At 59.3% G+C, this 16,466-nt stretch carries 18 protein-coding genes; 7 read left to right on the top strand and 11 right to left on the bottom strand.

Going from position 1 to position 16,466, the window contains the following annotated elements; all coding sequences use genetic code 11:
- Nucleotides 1–9 precede the first annotated feature (9 nt).
- From flgE to AACQ95_RS21080, 6 genes are all read right to left on the bottom strand, one after another.
- Nucleotides 10–1,371, bottom strand: a complete 1,362-nt coding sequence (gene flgE, locus AACQ95_RS21105) for a flagellar hook protein FlgE (RefSeq protein WP_241279814.1) — start codon at nucleotides 1,369–1,371, stop codon at nucleotides 10–12.
- Nucleotides 1,372–1,381: 10 nt separating this feature from the next.
- A complete protein-coding gene (locus tag AACQ95_RS21100; protein WP_241279812.1) occupies nucleotides 1,382–2,116 on the bottom strand; it encodes a flagellar hook assembly protein FlgD in 735 nt (244 codons plus the stop codon).
- Nucleotides 2,117–2,131: 15 nt separating this feature from the next.
- The gene (gene flgC / locus AACQ95_RS21095) at nucleotides 2,132–2,551 is read right to left on the bottom strand and encodes a flagellar basal body rod protein FlgC (RefSeq protein WP_042870559.1); all 420 of its coding nucleotides are present in this window, start codon (nucleotides 2,549–2,551) and stop codon (nucleotides 2,132–2,134) included.
- Nucleotides 2,551–2,949, bottom strand: a complete 399-nt coding sequence (gene flgB, locus AACQ95_RS21090; protein ID WP_042870562.1) for a flagellar basal body rod protein FlgB — start codon at nucleotides 2,947–2,949, stop codon at nucleotides 2,551–2,553. Before flgB ends, flgC begins: the two co-directional genes overlap by 1 nt.
- Before the next feature lie 62 nt (nucleotides 2,950–3,011).
- Nucleotides 3,012–3,836, bottom strand: a complete 825-nt coding sequence (locus tag AACQ95_RS21085) for a CheR family methyltransferase (RefSeq protein WP_043137538.1) — start codon at nucleotides 3,834–3,836, stop codon at nucleotides 3,012–3,014.
- A gap of 18 nt (nucleotides 3,837–3,854) precedes the next feature.
- Nucleotides 3,855–4,766 carry a chemotaxis protein CheV gene (locus AACQ95_RS21080; protein ID WP_043137541.1) on the bottom strand — a complete coding sequence of 304 codons (912 nt, stop codon included), beginning with the start codon at nucleotides 4,764–4,766 and terminating at the stop codon, nucleotides 3,855–3,857.
- A 222-nt stretch (nucleotides 4,767–4,988) separates the two neighbouring features.
- Between AACQ95_RS21080 and flgA the strand changes: the two genes are divergently transcribed.
- The 3 genes from flgA (at nucleotide 4,989) to AACQ95_RS21065 (ending at nucleotide 6,416) form a co-directional block, all read left to right on the top strand.
- Entirely contained in the window at nucleotides 4,989–5,594 is a 606-nt protein-coding gene (flgA, locus tag AACQ95_RS21075) for a flagellar basal body P-ring formation chaperone FlgA (protein ID WP_277604425.1), read from the top strand.
- An 88-nt stretch (nucleotides 5,595–5,682) separates the two neighbouring features.
- Complete coding sequence (flgM, locus tag AACQ95_RS21070; protein WP_042870570.1) at nucleotides 5,683–6,003, top strand: flagellar biosynthesis anti-sigma factor FlgM; 321 nt, start codon at nucleotides 5,683–5,685, stop codon at nucleotides 6,001–6,003.
- On the top strand, nucleotides 6,000–6,416 hold the full coding sequence (locus AACQ95_RS21065) for a flagella synthesis protein FlgN (protein WP_043137544.1): 417 nt from the start codon (nucleotides 6,000–6,002) through the stop codon (nucleotides 6,414–6,416). Before flgM ends, AACQ95_RS21065 begins: the two co-directional genes overlap by 4 nt.
- Before the next feature lie 74 nt (nucleotides 6,417–6,490).
- Here the strand turns inward: AACQ95_RS21065 and yfcE are convergent, their stop codons facing one another.
- Nucleotides 6,491–7,033: a phosphodiesterase gene (gene yfcE, locus AACQ95_RS21060; protein WP_241279809.1), complete on the bottom strand. Its 543-nt coding sequence runs from the start codon at nucleotides 7,031–7,033 to the stop codon at nucleotides 6,491–6,493.
- A 10-nt stretch (nucleotides 7,034–7,043) separates the two neighbouring features.
- The gene (locus AACQ95_RS21055; RefSeq protein ID WP_241279807.1) at nucleotides 7,044–8,681 is read right to left on the bottom strand and encodes a peptide ABC transporter substrate-binding protein; all 1,638 of its coding nucleotides are present in this window, start codon (nucleotides 8,679–8,681) and stop codon (nucleotides 7,044–7,046) included.
- 240 nt (nucleotides 8,682–8,921) lie between these two features.
- Here AACQ95_RS21055 and AACQ95_RS21050 point away from each other — a divergent pair, with 240 nt between their 5' ends.
- Nucleotides 8,922–9,821 (top strand): DMT family transporter, encoded by a 900-nt coding sequence (locus AACQ95_RS21050; protein ID WP_043137548.1) that lies wholly within the window; start codon nucleotides 8,922–8,924, stop codon nucleotides 9,819–9,821.
- Between the two features lie 138 nt (nucleotides 9,822–9,959).
- Here AACQ95_RS21050 and rsuA read toward each other — a convergent pair whose 3' ends face one another.
- Nucleotides 9,960–10,652 (bottom strand): 16S rRNA pseudouridine(516) synthase RsuA, encoded by a 693-nt coding sequence (gene rsuA / locus AACQ95_RS21045; protein ID WP_241279806.1) that lies wholly within the window; start codon nucleotides 10,650–10,652, stop codon nucleotides 9,960–9,962.
- 173 nt (nucleotides 10,653–10,825) lie between these two features.
- On the opposite strand from rsuA, the gene AACQ95_RS21040 reads away from it, so the two are divergent.
- Nucleotides 10,826–12,022, top strand: a complete 1,197-nt coding sequence (locus tag AACQ95_RS21040) for an HD-GYP domain-containing protein (RefSeq protein ID WP_098983477.1) — start codon at nucleotides 10,826–10,828, stop codon at nucleotides 12,020–12,022.
- Here the strand turns inward: AACQ95_RS21040 and AACQ95_RS21035 are convergent.
- Both AACQ95_RS21035 and fsa read right to left on the bottom strand, forming a co-directional pair.
- Nucleotides 12,019–12,207 carry a hypothetical protein gene (locus AACQ95_RS21035; protein WP_043137557.1) on the bottom strand — a complete coding sequence of 63 codons (189 nt, stop codon included), beginning with the start codon at nucleotides 12,205–12,207 and terminating at the stop codon, nucleotides 12,019–12,021. The genes AACQ95_RS21040 and AACQ95_RS21035 overlap by 4 nt on opposite strands.
- Nucleotides 12,208–12,315: 108 nt before the next feature.
- Nucleotides 12,316–12,966: a fructose-6-phosphate aldolase gene (gene fsa / locus AACQ95_RS21030; protein ID WP_043137560.1), complete on the bottom strand. Its 651-nt coding sequence runs from the start codon at nucleotides 12,964–12,966 to the stop codon at nucleotides 12,316–12,318.
- A 128-nt stretch (nucleotides 12,967–13,094) separates the two neighbouring features.
- Here fsa and AACQ95_RS21025 point away from each other — a divergent pair, with 128 nt between their 5' ends.
- Nucleotides 13,095–13,991: a glycyl-radical enzyme activating protein gene (locus AACQ95_RS21025; protein ID WP_241279804.1), complete on the top strand. Its 897-nt coding sequence runs from the start codon at nucleotides 13,095–13,097 to the stop codon at nucleotides 13,989–13,991.
- A gap of 4 nt (nucleotides 13,992–13,995) precedes the next feature.
- Nucleotides 13,996–16,428: a formate C-acetyltransferase/glycerol dehydratase family glycyl radical enzyme gene (locus tag AACQ95_RS21020; RefSeq protein WP_241279802.1), complete on the top strand. Its 2,433-nt coding sequence runs from the start codon at nucleotides 13,996–13,998 to the stop codon at nucleotides 16,426–16,428.
- Nucleotides 16,429–16,466 lie beyond the last annotated feature (38 nt).

Below are 16,466 nucleotides of genomic sequence, written 5' to 3'. Positions count from 1 at the left end.
TGTTATGACTTAACGGATCTGCAGTATGGTCTGCTGCAGCGAGCTGTTCACTTCCAGCGAACGGGAGTTGGCCTGGAAGTTGCGCTGCGCCGTGATCAGGTTCACCAGCTGGGAGGTCAGGTCCACGTTGGATTGCTCCAGCGAGGAGGACTTGATGGTACCGAAAGTACCCGAGTTGGGAGTACCCGGCAGGGCATCACCGGAGAGCAAGGACTGGCGCCAGGAGGTATCACCCACCTGGGTCAACCCTTGCGAGTTGGCGAACTTGGCCATGGCAACCATGGCAACCTTGACCGTCGTCGCATTGCTATAGGTGGCAGACACTATCCCATCCGGAGTGATCTCTACCTTGGTCAGACGCCCGACGGTGGAGCCATCCTGAGTCAACTTGTTCACTTCAAACGGAGAGGAGAACTGAGTCACAGTAGCAAGCTGGATCTCGACCTGCTGGGTGGCATCAGCACCGTTGTTGATGATGCCGGCCCCCGGAGTCCCCAGTGCTATCGTCTTGATGGTGGCCGGTGTAGTCGGTGTCACCATCTTGCCATCTTTATCAAATGTAATTTGAGCGCTCAACGGGGCTGCTGGCTTACCTGTTGCCATTGTAGTCGGCACACCACCGGCAACATCTATTGGTTTGTTCCCTTCATACATATACATGCGCCAAGCTGTTGGGCTGGCCGGTTTGGTCACATCCGCCGGATCGGCTTCCTTAACAAAATATTGGGTAATAACATGAGGTGTTCCCAAGGAGTCATATATAGTAACCGACGTCGATGAGGCATAACTTTTCGGATCATTGATGGGATCAAAGGTTGAAGCATCAGCGGCAGAGTTACCAGCGGCCTGCTGTGTTGAGTCAGACTTGAGGTTGAAACTGGCCTCAATTTTAGTTGTCTGCTTGGGTTCACCAGCCCGATCCGGGATCTGGATAGGCTTGGTGGCGTTGATGCTCACCGCCTTCGGCGTGCCATCCACGTTGACTTCATACCCCTGCAGGTAATGGCCCTGGTTGTTGACCATGTAACTGTTTTCATTGAGCTTGAAGGCCCCGGCCCGGGTATAGGTGCGATCCAGATTGGTCAGACCGTCCGAGGTCACGAAGAAACCGTTGCCCTGAATGGCAAGGTCCAGCGAGTTGTTGGTGAACTGCAGCGCCCCCTGATGGAATTGCTGCGCAACAGCCCCCGTGGCCACACCATTACCGACTTGCGTCTTGGCATTGACGAAGATCGAGTTCGCATACACATCGGCAAATTCGGCTCGCGACTCCTTGAAGCCGATCGAGTTGACGTTGGCAATGTTGTTGGCGGTGACGTTCAGATCTTTTTGTGCCGCGTTGACACCGCTCAAGGCATTGTTAAATGACATATCCAGCTCCTTAGATCGATGCTGTAGGCTTGGTCGTTGGTGGTGTGGTCTGGTTGGAATTGGTACCGGCAATCTCCAGGATATCCCCCAGAGAAATGGCCCCGAGTCCTTTCAATTTAACCAGGGTGGGAGAGGTGCCATTACCCAGGGTGACGCTTTCTACTCGCCCATAGGTCAAGGCCGAAATGCTCTCTGATTTGCCGGCCACTGTGCCGGTCGCTTTAATCTGGTACTTGCCCTCTTTGACGGGCTTGCCGTCCTTGTCGGTCCCATCCCAGCTGAAGGCCACGTTACCCTGATGTTCTCCATCAAGGGAGAAGGTCTTGACAACCTGCCCTTTTTCATCTTCCACCGTGATTTTCACGTTCGACATTGTCTTGTCGCCGACGGCAGCCACTCCGGAGATCTTGCCATCTTTTTCCAGATAGCCGGTGTTGGAGGGAATGAGTACGTTCTGACCCACCAGAGCGGAAGCCTGCAGCGCCTGGCTGGAGGTCATCAAGGTATTCAGATTGCCCATCTGGGTCGACAGACTCGTGATCCCTTCCGAGGTCGACATCGATGTCATCTGGGACAGCATCTGGGCGTTGTCCACCGGCTTGAACGGATCCTGATAAGAGAGCTGCATGGTCAGCAGCTTCAGAAACGACGCCTGATCCAGCTCTTTCTTGGGCGTCGTCGTCGTGCCAGTGGTCTGGGATGTGGTACGGCTGATGCCGTTCACATTATTGGTTGTATCTACCATCTGTGCTTACCCCTATCAGGACTTGCCAAGCTGAAGCGTCTGCTGCAGCATCTTCTTGGCAGAATCGGCAACCTGCACATTGGTCTGATAACTGCGTGAGGCGTTGATCATGTCTGCCATCTCCTCCACCATGTTGACGTTGGGCTTGAAAATAAAGCCATCCTTGTCAGCCATGGGGTGGCCCGGGTTGTACTCCTTGAGCAAGGGGGCCTCGCTCTCGACAATCCCCTTCACCTCGACCCCGACGGATGCCTGCTTGTCCGACATGGCCTGATCCAGCTGAGCGGCAAAGATTGGCCGCCTGGCATGGTAAGTATTTTCCACACTGGAACTGACGCTGTCGGCGTTGGCCATGTTGCTGGCCACCGTGTTGAGTCGAACAGACTGTGCACTCATGGCCGAGCCTGCAATGTCAAAGACCTTGAACAAACTCATTACTGTTCTCCTTTCAGCGCCTTCAGCAGGCCACTGATCTTGCTATTCATAAATTCGAGGGAGGTCTGGTACTCAAGGCTGTTGCGCAAAAACTCGCTGCGCTCCTGCTGCACGTCTACCGTGTTGCCATCACCGGTGTCGGGCTGCAGAGGATTGCGGTACTGCGTCAGGCCAGGGGCATCCGACTGCAAGGCAAAGTGCTTCTCACTGGTCGTCGCCAGACCGAACCCCTGCTGATGCTGGGCCTCTTCCAGTGCCTGTGAGAAGTTGATATCCCTGGCTTTGAAACCTGGGGTATCCGCGTTGGCAATGTTGCTGGACAACACCTCTGCACGCTTGGAGCGAACGCTCAGCGCGTATTGATGAATACCAAATGCCTTGTCGAATGAAATTGCCATAGCACACCTCCTGCTTGATAAATTATTAGCAAGAGGTGTGCCAAAGGGGATTTAGGCGGGGATTATTTGACTTTGTAGACGATGCCGGGATTGCAGCGGACCATTTCGAACCTGTCGGTCAGACCGGCCAGTGACTCGGAAGCCCCCAGCATCAGATAACCGCCGGGATTGAGACTGGCTGCGAACTGGTTGAGGATCTTGGACTTCACTTCCGGCGCAAAATAGATGAGAACGTTGCGGCAGAAGATGATGTCGAACTTGCCGAGCAGGCTGTAGCTCTCCAGCAGGTTCAGCGGCCGGAAGGTGGTCAATTTTCTGACACGCTCCACCACCCGCATCTTGTTGTCGCCATATGCTTCGAAGAACAGCTTCTTGCGCTCCGGCGACAGGCCGCGGGCCAGCGCCAGACTGTCGTACACCCCTTCCTTGCACTGGTTGAGCATGGTGCTGGAAATGTCCGTGCCCACGATCTGCACGCCACCGGGCAAGGTGCCCGGCTTCTTGACCTGCTGCTCTAGCGCCGTCATGGCGATGGAATAGGGTTCCTGGCCGGACGAGGACGCTGCCGACCAGATCTTGATCGGGCGGCCGCTCTTGCCGAGTTCAGGAAAGATCTTGTCCGTCAGCAACTGGAATGGATAGGTATCCCGAAACCACAGGGTTTCGTTGGTGGTCATGGCATCAACCACTGCCATTTTCAGGTCGCGCTCACGCACACTCATCGCTCGCGTAACCAGATCAGACAGACTCTCAATACCAAACTGAGTCATCAAGGGCGAAAGCCGACTCTTGACCAGATACTGTTTGTTGTCACCCAGCACGATCCCGCTCTGTACTGCCAGAAAGTTGCTGAATTGTTTGTATAAGTCGTCCGAAAGTGTCTTCATGCAGTTTGTTCTTCTTGATTAGAGTGCGCCTTGTACGGCCTTGGCCAATTCATCCGGCTGGAATTTGGCAATGAAATTGTTCGCACCGACTTTCTGCACCATGGCCTGATTGAACACCCCACTGAGGGATGTGTGCAGAATAACATGTAAGTCCTTGAGATTGGGATTGTTGCGGATCTCGGCGGTAAAAGTATAACCGTCCATTTCCGGCATCTCGATGTCCGAGATCACCAGGGCAATCTGATCCTTGATGGGGCCATTCTTGGCCATCTCCAGCAACATGTTGAGCGCCTCACGCCCATCCTTGGCCAGCACGCACTGCACGCCGATAGCCTCGAGGGCCCGTTGTACCTGCTTGCGAGCCACGGAAGAGTCATCTGCCACCAGCACGGGACGTCCCAGGGTTGGGTGATCCACGCTGGCTTCCACCAGCTCTTTGCTAACCTCGGTCGATACCGGCGAGATCTCGTTGAGGATGCGTTCAACGTCCAGGATCTCCACCAACTCGCCATCCACCTCGGTGACCGCCGTCATGTAGTTGATGCGACCAGCCCCCTTGGGGGGTGGCAGAATGGATTCCCAGTTCATGTTGATGATGCGCTCGACAGAATGCACCAAGAAGCCCTGGATGGAACGGTTGTACTCGGAGATGATGATGAAGCACTTGGTCAGGTCCTCGATAGGACGCTTGCCCATCGCCATGCTGAGATCGATCACCGAGATGGTCTGGCCGCGAATATGGGCAACCCCGCGAATGCAGGAGTTCAGCTTGGGCATGACGGTCAAGGGGGGACATTGCAACACTTCACGCACTTTGAATACGTTGATGCCAAATCTTTGACGTCCATTGAGACGAAACAACAATAACTCCAACCGGTTTTGTCCCACCAGCTGGGTACGTTGGTTGACCGAGTCCAGAATACTGGCCATAAACACTCCCTAAAAACGCTTGGCACTAATCATGCATGCGTGTTGGCTTGCGTCAGACTATCGATGTCACTACAAACGAATTCTGAAGCAAGCATAGTTAAATATGGTGATATGCGTGAACAACTTATCGGCCTGCGAGCGAAAATGATTAGTAGACTTTTCCTCACCTTACTGCTGTTTTGCGGCATTTCTCACGCCACGGCATCCGAGGTGACCAGCTATCTGCAAGAAATGGCACAAGAGTTTGTGCTCGGCCAGCTCGATATTCCGCTCGATGCCCAGGCACAGGTACAAGCCGCCTCCATCGAGGAACGCCTGCCCCTGACCCGCTGCGAAGAGCATCTCACCATCAGTTTCCCCGCCAGGATGGAGGTGCGTCGCAACACTACCGTCTACCTCAAATGCGAGGAGGATAAACCCTGGGATCTCTATCTGCCGGTTCGGGTCAGCATACAGAAGGCCTATGTGACCGTTTCGGCGCCGGTGGCCAAGGGCGACATCCTCAGCGAAGGCATGCTGACGCTGGCCTATCAGGATCAGACGCTGATCCGTGGTGACTATCTCAGCGATCCGACCCCCCTCATAGGCGTGCGCAGCAAGCGGGAGCTCAAACCGGGTCAGCCCATACGGCTCACCCAGGTCTGCGTGGTGTGCAAAGGCGATCAGGTCACACTCAGTGCAGAAAATAGCAGCATGCAAATCAAAACCATGGCCCGAGCCTTGCAAGATGGCAGCTTCGGAGACATGATCAGACTCGTCAATATTCGTTCAGGAAAAACGGTGCAGGGAAAAGTCAGCGCGGTCGGCGCCGTTGTGGTCACCTTCTGAATGTTTTAGGTTACTTTTTTTCTAAAGTTCTGACGACCGTCACCGATAAACAGGTAAGCGAACAGCAAAGCAGACGAAGGTAAACACTATGGCTATCAACAATATCAACAACCTAGCGAACAATCGGTTGCAAAACACCGGTAGCAGCCAGGGTGCCAATACCAAACCAGCGACCTCGTCCCCCGACAACCGTGCGGCGACCGTCAAGACCGACTCCGTCTCCTTGACCAATGAGGCGCAGCAATTGCAACAGATGCAGAAAAACCTCAACTCAGCCTCTACCGGTAATGAAAGCCGGGTCGAGAGCTTGAAGAAAGCCGTGGCCAATGGTGAATATCAGGTCAACAGCGAGGCTGTGGCCAAGAAGATGTTCAGCTTTGAATCCAATCTGGACAAGCTGCTGGGATGATGGATTTACCTTCGCTGCTGCATACCCAAGACGAATACCTCTCCCAGATGCAAGGTTTGCTGGAGGAGGAATTCAACCTGCTCAGGCAGCACCAGGCACTGGCGCTGCCCGAGCTGGCAGAGCGCAAGCAGAAACTGCTTGCCGATATTGAAGTGCTGGATCAGACCCTGGCCCAGTTGCCCGAGCTGCAACAACAGCTGAATGCCTTTCCCGAGCAGATGCATCTTCTGCGTGAAAAGCTCGATGCCTGCCAGGAACAAAATGATCTCAATGGTCGCCTGCTCGAGCTCAGCATCGTCTCCAACCGCCGCCTGGCAAGCTTCCTCAGCAAGTTGCGCGATCGCAACTCATTGACCTATGACGCCAAGGGTAATACCCGCTCCGGTACCCGCTCATTCGGCATCAAGGCCTGATCTCTCTCTTCTTTCTCTTTCCGCTTCCAGTTTATCCTCACTGCCATCCCTGATCCGCGCCTTCGTCACACACCTTACAAGGTCAGACGCAGCAAGGCCTCGCTATCTGCACAGGCATGGATGCTCAATACCCTGTCTTCATAGCGGCCATAGGTTGCCGCCAGCTCTCCCCGTGGAAAACAGATGGATCCCGGATTCATCAGCACCAGCTCCCCTTCCCGCTGCAACACGGGCATATGGGTATGGCCGCTGATAAACAGACTGCCTGCCGGCAGTGGCACAGCTTCCGGGCGATAGAGATGACCATGGCTGACAAACCAGCGCCGGCCATCCACCAGCAACTGGTTGTAGGGGGCCATCATGGGAAAATCCAGCAGCATCTGATCCACTTCCGAGTCGCAATTGCCACGCACCGCCATGATGTGCGGCGCCAGCTGATTGAGCCGCTCGGCCACGGCGGCGGGGGCATAACCCGGCGGGACCGGGTTGCGCGGGCCGTGGTTGAGCACGTCGCCAAGCAACAGGTAGTGATCCGGCTGCCAGGCGGCAAGCTGGTCAAGTACCTGCTCCAGGGCACTCAGGCTGCCGTGCAGGTCCGAAATAATGGCAATCTTCATCACACGCTCCTCACGGCTGGCTGAAATAGAGATCCTTGGTGGCGATCGCCCCCTTGAGATTCTGAACGGGCAGGCCACGCAGGGTGGGATTCACCAACCGCATCTGGTTGTAGTGATAGACGGGAATGGCGGGCATCTCGTCCATCAGCAACTGCTCGGCCTGACGGTAGAGCCCGGTCCTGACGTGACCATCCAGGGTCTCTGAGGCCTGTTGCAACAGACCGTCAAAGGCCGGATTGCAGTAGCCGCTCTCGTTCTGGGGATCCTGGCAACGGAAGCTGTTGAGCATGGACGAGGGCTCCACGTAATCCCCGAACAGGAAGGAGCGGGCCAGCATGAAGTCCCCGCTGTCTTTGGCCACCTGATAGGCGTTCCACTCCATGTTGTTGAGCGCCACCTCCACCCCCAGCGGCTTCCACATGGCCGCCACCGCCAGTGCCAGCTTCTTGTGATTCTCCGAGGTGTTGTAGGTCAGTGTCAGCTTGAGGGGATGCGCGCTGTTGTAACCTGCCTGTGCCAGCAGCGCGCTCGCCCTGGCCAGCCGGGTCGGCTGATCCTGCAAGGCCAGCGGCGAACTCAGCGCCTCATAGCCAGGCATGGTGGGCAGCAGTGACCAGGCGGCTTGTTCACCCTGGCCGCTGACCTTCTCGGTCAACAAATGGCGGTCTATGGTCATGGCCAGCGCCTGGCGCACCCGCACATCCTGCAGCTCGGGGCGACGCAGGTTGAAGGTATAGAGATAGGTGCCGAGCAGCGGCAGGCCCCAGATCCGCTCGGGGGTCGCCTCCTTGGTCTTCTGGTAATACTCCAGCGCCACCTTGTTGGTAAGCTGGATCTCGCCCGCCTCGTAACGCAGCCGCTCGGCGTGCTGGGAGGCAAGCGGCAGATAGGTGACCCGCTGGATCCGGGTGTGGGCATCGTCCCAATACTGGACGTTGCGCTCCGCCTCGATGCGCTCGTTGGGCACCCAGTTCACCAACTTGTAGGCGCCATTGCTGACCAGCTTGCCTGGCTGGGTCCACTGCTTGCCAAACTGGTTGATGGCCTTCTCGTTGACCGGCACGAAGGGACGCTGGCTTATCAGCTGCAGGAAATAGGGCACCGGCCGCTCCAGGGTCACTTTCAGGATCTGCTCGCTCTCGGCCTCCACCCCCAGGGTATTGAGATCCAGCGCCCCTGCGTAGATGGACTGGGCATTGTTGATGCCGGTCGCCAGCAGCAGCCCGGCGGAAGGTGAGCCCTGCGCCGGATCCAGCAGTCGCCGCCAGGCATAGACAAAGTCCTGCGCGCCGAGCGGCTCGCCGTTGGACCACTTGAGCTGCGGGCGCAGGAAGAAGCGCCACACCAGCCCATCCTCGCTGGTCTCCCAGCGCTGGGCCTGGGCCGGCACTATCTTGCCCTGGCCATCTTCGCTCACCAGCCCCTCGAACAAGTCCACCAGCACTACCTCGCCCGGAAAACCGGAGCGGATCTGGGCCGGGTCGAGGGATTCCGGCTCGGCGCCGTTGCCCTTGACCAGGGTCTGGCGGTCCGACAACGCGGGCTCCTGGGACACAGTGGTGGCCTGCACTGAAGGGGCCATCAACAGACCCAGCAGCAAGGGAGAGAGCCAGCGACGGGCTGGCCGGGAAGCGGGGCACAAAACCATGACATAAACCTCGTTCAATTCACTTTATTTCAAGAAGGGGGAAGGCCGGCAGCGCGCCTGAATACGAATGCATGATGCTGCGCTTGTTATCCCCGAAGACGCCCCGTATTGTATCGGGCTTGCTCAAGAGATGGAGTCTTTCGGGCTATTTTTTTCTGTAGTTTTTTATGAAGTGCGAATGGCTGTCGCCGGTAACGGCCTGATGCGTCTTTCGATTTAGCTACATTTTCAGGAGTTGTTATGGGGTATGAGTGGCTGGCGCTGGCGGCGGCCAGTTTGTGGGCAGTGGCGGCCCTGATCTCCGTCAAACCAGCCCGTCACCTGGGGGCGTTTGCCTACAGTCGCTGGCGCATGTTTCTGGTCAGCCTGATGCTGGGCTCCGTCAGCCTAGCCACCGGCGGCTGGCAATCTCTCACCGAGAGCGCCCTGCCCCTGCTGGCATTGTCGGGCCTTATCGGCATCTTCGTCGGCGATACCGCCCTGTTTGCCTGCATGAACCGGCTGGGCCCCAGGCGCAGCGGCCTGCTGTTCTCCTGCCATGCCCTCTTTTCCGCCCTGCTCGGCCTCTGGTTGTTTGGCGAGCAGCTCGGTGGCTGGCGACTGGTGGGGGCCTTGCTGGTGTTTGCCGGCGTCATGCTCGCCATTTTGTTCGGCCGGCGTGGCGGCAATCAGCACAACGAGTGGGAACAGGTGCGCGGGCATCTCGCCATCGGCATAGGTCTGGGTCTGACGGCCGCCTTCTGCCAGAGTCTGGGCGCCATCATCGCCAAGCCCGTGATGATGAGCGGCAGCGTGGATGCGGTGAGCGCCTCCGGCATCCGCATGGGCAGCGCCCTGTTGGCCCACTGTACCTTGCGGGCACTGCGGGTGCCGCTGTCACTGCCGCACAACCCCATCAACCGTCAGGTGTTGGGGATGATTGGCATCAACGGCTTCCTGGCGATGGCCATGGGGATGACGCTGATCCTGGTTGCCTTGCGTCAGGGAGACGTCGGCATGGTGGCGATCCTCTCCTCCACCACCCCTGTCATTCTGCTGCCCCTGCTGTGGTGGCACTCGGGCCAGCGCCCTTCGCTGGCGGCCTGGGCCGGCGCCCTGCTGGCCACCCTGGGGACGACCATGGTGCTGGGAGCCGGGTAAGACGGCCCGACGTCAACGCTGGGGTTGGACACGCTCGTCCGAATAGGCTTGGCCAATCGAACCTGCGACCAAGTTCTGCCCATGGGTTCGATTAACCCCATGGCGTCGTAATCGACTCTTGATGGCCGGGTCGGGTGACTAGAACTGGGCGATTTCCTCGGCCGTCAGCTCGCGGTATTCGCCCGGTGCCAGCGCGTCATCCAGCACCAGTGTACCGATCTGCTCCCGATGCAGCCCCACCACCTTGTTGCCGATGGAGGCAAACATCCGCTTCACCTGATGATACTTGCCTTCATGGATGGTGAGGCGGGCCTCGCACTCACCCAGAATTTCCAGCTGGGCGGGACGGGTCTTCTCGGATTCGTTGCGCAGGAAGACACCATCGGCAAACAAGGAGATGGCATCCTGGTGCACGGGGTCGGCCAGCCAGACGTGATAGGTCTTGGCACACTCATGGCGCGGCGAGGTGATGCGGTGGGACCATTTGCCATCGTCGGTGACCAGCACCAGACCCGTGGTGTCGAGATCGAGTCGGCCAACCACGTGCAGCTTGCCCATGGCGGGCTCGTCCATCAGGAAGAAGACGGTCGGGTGATCCGGGTCCTCGTTGGAGCAGACATACCCTTCCGGTTTGTGCAGCATGAAGTAGCGATTGCGCTGATCCAGCGTCAGCGTGACGCCGTCAAATTCGATCTGGCTCTGCTCGTTGATGTGAAAAGCGGGTTGTTTGACCACTATGCCGTCCACCGTGACCTCTCCCTGCCGGATCAGCTTGCCCGCCAGGGACCGGGTCAAATCGGAACAATCGCAAAGAAATTTATCGAGCCGCATGCACAACCTCAGAGTCCATCAATAAAGGGGCGCCATTATATAGGCCGAGGCCAACAACTCCAGCACTAAGCGGTGGCGATGCAGACCATGTCGTCATGACGAAGCCCGGCGCGGGTGTTAGACTGCCTGCAGAGGGTCTAACGTTACGCATAATAATAAAGTCAGGAAGCCGTATGAAGTCGCACACTCCTCATCCCGTCATTCCCGTCAACCAGCTGCAAGCCGGCATGTATGTGATCGCCATCATCAGCCAGACAGGCGGCATGGAGATTGCCCAGATGGGGCTGGTGACCACCCGTCAGCAGATCGATGATCTGGTCCGGCGCGGTGTGCTCACGGTGCGCGTGGATCTCGCCCGCAGCAAGCTGGCCGGCATAGAGCAGATCATCTCCCCCGACCCGGCCGCCTTGTCCGCGTCATCCCAACGCCCGGCAGGCAGTGCCAACGGCGAGGGCCGTGAACTCAAGATCCGCCGCCTCTATCAGGAAGCCCGCGAGCTGCAGGGCAAGTTCATCCGTCAGCTCAAGGCGGGTGAGCCCATCGACATCACGCCGCTGGCCGCGGTGGCCGAAGAGATGGTGGACACCATGTTCACCCACGGCGATGCCATGCTCTGCCTGGCCCGGATCCGCGCCAAGGATGCCTACCTGATGGAGCACTCCATGAACGTGGCCATACTGCTGGCCAACTTCGGCCGCTATCTGGACCTGGATCGCAGCGTGCTCAAGGAGCTGACCCTGGGGGGCCTGCTGCACGATGTGGGCAAGATCATGACCCCGGACGAGGTGCTCAACAAACCGGGCAAGCTGACCGATGCAGAGTTCACCGTGATGCGCCAGCATGTGGTGCACAGTTACGACATCCTCAGCCATACCCCCGGTATCACGGCCACCATGCTGGAAGTCGCCGCCAATCACCACGAGCGGCTCGATGGCACGGGTTACCCCCGCCACCTCAAGGGAGATCAGCTCTCCCTCCATACCCGCATGAGCGGCATCGTCGACGTCTACGACGCCGTGACGGCGGATCGGGTCTACAAACAGGGAATGCAGCCGACCCAGGCATTCCGGATCCTGCTCAAGGGGGCCGACCACCATTTCGATCGGGGGCTGGTGACCAAGTTCATCAAGTGCATGGGGGTCTATCCGGTGGGAACTCTGGTTCAACTCTCCAACCAGCGGCTGGCCATCGTCATGCAGCGCAATCCTCATGAGCCGCTCAAGCCGGTGGTGAAGGTGATCTATCACGCCACCCAGCGCCACTACCTCGAGGTGCAGTGGCTGGATCTGGCGAAGTCGGGAGTTCAGGAGAGCATAGAAAGCACGGTCGATCCCAAGGAGTTCGGCATCAGCCTCGCCAACTTCGTCTAGTTGGTTCCCCCCTCCCGGGACCGCTCGACACAATGCTGGATGAGAAACTCCTCATCCAGCGGTGACAGGTCAAAGCGGATGCAGGCCTCTTCGATGGCCCGGATGTCGTGTTGATGGTGCTCGCTGAGCCAGCGCACGGCGCGGCGCAGATCTTCACCATGGGGCAGCAGGGTATGGTCGCTCATGAGGCACCTCCGGTAAGCCATCGACATCAGCCCGTCACACCGGGTTGTCTCTATAGCTTAGTCCGCCCGCCGCCCCTCCTCTAGGCTCCCTCAATCCGGCTGCTGACCTCAGGCAAAGGCCCGCTGCCAATCCTGATCAAACTTCGCCAATGCCGCATCCACTGCAGGTACCTTCAGCAACTGCTCGGCCACGTCGAGCGGCAGTGTGATGGACTGGCAACCAGCCAGCAGGCAGTCAAGCGCCTGGCGCGGGGTACGGAAGGAGGCAGCCAGCACCTTGCTGTTCGGTGCATGCAGCGCCAACAGCTGTTGCAATTCCTGCACCGTGGCTATGCCATCGCCACCCTGTGCATCCAGCCGGTTGACATAAGGGGCGACATATTCAGCGCCAGCCACAGCCGCCAGCCAACCCTGCAGCGGGGTGTAGACAGCCGTGCCCAGGGTCGGCACGCCATTGGCTGTCAGGCTCTTGATCGCCGCCAGCCCCTCCTCACATACCGGGATCTTGATCACCAGATCCGGGTCCAGCTCACGCAGGGCGAACGCCTCGCGCACCATCTCGGTTTCGGTTTTGGCCATCACCTGGGCAAACAAGCGAGCCTTGGGGCCCAGCACGTCGCGCAGGGCGGGCAGCAGCGCCTTGAGCGGCAATCCACCGGCGGCAGTAATGGAAGGATTGGTGGTCACACCGGCCAACGGCAGGATCCGTGACCAGCGACGCACTGCCGCCACATCGGCGGTATCGAGATACAGCTCCATCTCTAACTCCTTAACGGGATGTTCAATATGTCGCCATTTTAGCGACAAAACATCTGCGAATTGCTTGATCGAAATCAAATCAACTTTCGAATGAAAGCAAATAGAATGAAAAAACAGAAGGAGGCGGTATGATTTTCGACCTGCAACGATATTCAACTCACGATGGCCCCGGCATTCGCACCCTGGTGTTTCTCAAGGGGTGCTCGCTGGCCTGTCTGTGGTGTCAAAACCCGGAAAGCCGCTCTCCCAAGCCGGACATACTACTCGACCGGCGCCAGTGCATCGAGGGATGCCGGCTCTGCAGCCAGACCTGTCCGGCAATCTTGCGTGACAGCGAGGGCATCCAGCTCACCCGTTCAGCCCTCAATGCCGAGGACATGGAACGGCTGCGCGGCCTCTGCCCCAGCGAAGCGCTGCAGGTGTGCGGCCGGGATGAAACGCTGGACACCCTGATGGACACCATACTGCGGGATCGTCCCTTCTTCGAGCGCAGCGGCGGTGGCGTCACCCTCTCCGGCGGCGAGCCTTTTATGCAGCCCGACTTTGCCGCCGCCCTGCTGGCCCGTTGCAAGGCACAAGGGCTGCACACTGCGGTCGAGAGCTGCCTGCATGTACCCTGGCACCAAATTGAGCCAAGCCTCCCCTCACTGGATCTGGTGCTGGCGGATCTCAAACACGTGGATAAAGAACGTTTCTTTAACTGGACTCGCGGCAAGGTGGAGCTGCCCATCGCTAACCTCAAACGCCTCGCCGAATACGGCGTGCCCATGCAGATCCGGGTGCCGCTCATTCCCGGCTTCAATGCCGACCGCGAATCGATCGAAGCCATCACAGACACGGCCGCCAGCCTCGGCACTGTGCAGGAGATCCACTTCCTCCCCTACCACACTCTGGGGATGGGCAAATATGCCCTGCTGGATCTGCCCTATCTGGCGCCGGACACACAGCTCGACGACCCCGATTTACTCAGCTTTGCCCACGCATACGCCCAACGTCAGGGACTGACCCCTGTGACCAGAGGATAAGATCATGACCCAGCTCGACCTCAATAGCCTCAGCCCGCGGATCCGCGCCCACAAAGAGAGCCTGATCCACATCATTCAGCCGCCGGTCTGCACCGAGCGTGCCCGCCACTACACGCAAGCCTATCAGGCTCACCTCGCCCGGCCGCTGCCGGTGCGCCGCGCCCTGGCGCTGGCCCATCACCTCAAGGAACGCACCATCTGGATCAAGCACGAGGAGCTTATCGTCGGCAATCAGGCCAGTCAGGTGCGGGCGGCGCCGCTCTTCCCCGAATACACTGTGGGCTGGATTGAGAAGGAGATCGACGAGCTGGCAGACAGACCCGGCGCCGGTTTTGCGGTGAGCGAAACCGACAAGGAGATCATCCACGCCCTCACCCCCTTCTGGCGCGGCCAGACGGTGCAGGATCGCTGCTTCGGCCTCTTTACCGACGAGCAGAAAGCACTGCTGGAGAGCGGCATCATCAAGGCCGAGGGCAACATGACCTCGGGGGATGCCCACCTCGCGGTCAACTACGACGAGTTGCTCACGCTGGGTCTCGATGGCTTCAAGGCCAAGGTGGCCGAGCGGCGCAGTCGGCTGGATCTGGCGGATTGGGCCGATCTGCAGCGCGAGCAGTTCCTGCATGCCGTCGCCATCACCCTGGAGGCGGTCAGCGATCATATCGGGCGCTACGCTACTCTTGCCCGTGACATGGCCACGGTAGAGCCGGGCCCCGAGCGCCGAAGCGAACTTGAGACCATGGCGCTGAACTGCGCCCACATAGCCCACCGGCCCCCCGAGACCTTCTGGCAGGCGCTGCAGCTCTGCTACTTCATCCAGCTCATCCTGCAGATCGAATCCAACGGCCACTCGGTGTCGTTTGGCCGGATGGATCAATACCTCTACCCCTGGTATCGCCGCGAGGTGGAACTGTCAGGATCCCTGTCACGCCCCCGCGCCATCGAACTGCTGCAAGGGTGCTGGCTCAAGTTGCTGGAGGTGAACAAGATCCGCTCCGGCACCCACTCCAAGGCCTCCGCCGGCAGCCCCCTCTACCAGAACGTCACCATAGGCGGCCAGAACTGGCGCGATGGCGCAGCCCATGATGCGGTCAACGGCCTCTCTTACGCGATTCTGGAGTCCTGCGGCCAGCTGCGATCCACCCAGCCCAACCTCTCGGTGCGCTACCACGCACGAATGAGCGAGGATTTCCTCGACGCCTGCATTCAGGTGATCCGCTGCGGCTTTGGCATGCCCGCCTTCAACAACGACGAGGTGGTGATCCCGGAGTTCATCAAGCTCGGGGTGAGCGTGGAGGATGCCCACCACTACGCCGCCATCGGCTGCATCGAAACCGCAGTGCCCGGCAAGTGGGGCTACCGCTGCACCGGCATGAGCTTCATCAACTTCGCCCGCATCCTGCTGGCGGCCCTCGATGGCGGCCGTGATGCCACCACTGGCCAAGTATTCCTGCCCCAATCCCAGTCGCTGCGGGAAGGGACCTTTGGCAATTTTGACGAGGTGATGGCCCGCTGGGACGAGCAGGTACGCTACTTCACCCGCAAATCCATCGAGATCGACTGCGTGGTCGACAGCGTGCTGGAGGCGCAGGCCCACGACATCCTCTGCAGCACGCTAGTAGATGACTGCATCGAGCGCGGCAAAACCATCAAGGAGGGGGGCGCCGTCTATGACTGGGTCTCCGGCCTGCAGGTGGGGATAGCCAACCTGGGCAACAGCCTGGCGGCGCTAAAGAAACTGGTGTTCGAGCAGGGCGTGGTGGATCAGCGCGAGCTGGCCGAGGCGCTCGAGCAGGATTTTGCCGGGCTCGAGGGTGAGCAGCTGCGCCAGCGCCTCACCCATGCGGCCCCCAAATATGGCAACGATCTGGACGAGGTGGACATGCTGCTGGTGCAGGCCTACCAGAGCTACATCGACGAGCTGAAGGGATTGCACAACACCCGCTTCGGCCGTGGCCCCATCGGCGGCACCTACTATGCGGGCACCTCCTCCATCTCGGCCAACGTGCCGTTTGGTGCGGGCACCCTGGCCACCCCGGATGGCCGCCACGCCCGCACCCCGCTGGCGGAAGGCGCCAGCCCCTCCTCGGGCTCGGATCGCCTCGGGCCCACGGCGGTATTCAACTCCATCGGCAAGCTGCCCACGGCGGCCATCCTCGGCGGCGTGCTGCTCAACCAGAAGCTGAGTCCGGCCAGCCTTGAAAACGAGCGGGACAAAACCAAGCTGATGAGCCTGCTGCGCACCTTCTTCGAGGTGCACAAGGGGTGGCACGTGCAGTACAACATAGTCTCACGGGAGACACTGCTGGCGGCCAAGGCCCATCCGGATCAGTACCGGGACCTGGTGGTGCGGGTGGCGGGCTATTCGGCCTTCTTCACCGCCTTATCCCCGGATGCGCAAGATGATATCATCGCCCGCACCGAGCACAGTCTCTGACGGGGCCCTCTCCATGGCGCCTGTGACGTCATATGATT

It is taken from the genome of Aeromonas sp. MR19, assembly GCF_963899305.1.
Lineage (GTDB): Bacteria > Pseudomonadota > Gammaproteobacteria > Enterobacterales > Aeromonadaceae > Aeromonas > Aeromonas bestiarum.
Note: the sequence above shows the minus strand (reverse complement) of the source record. Positions and strands in the feature narration are given on the sequence as shown.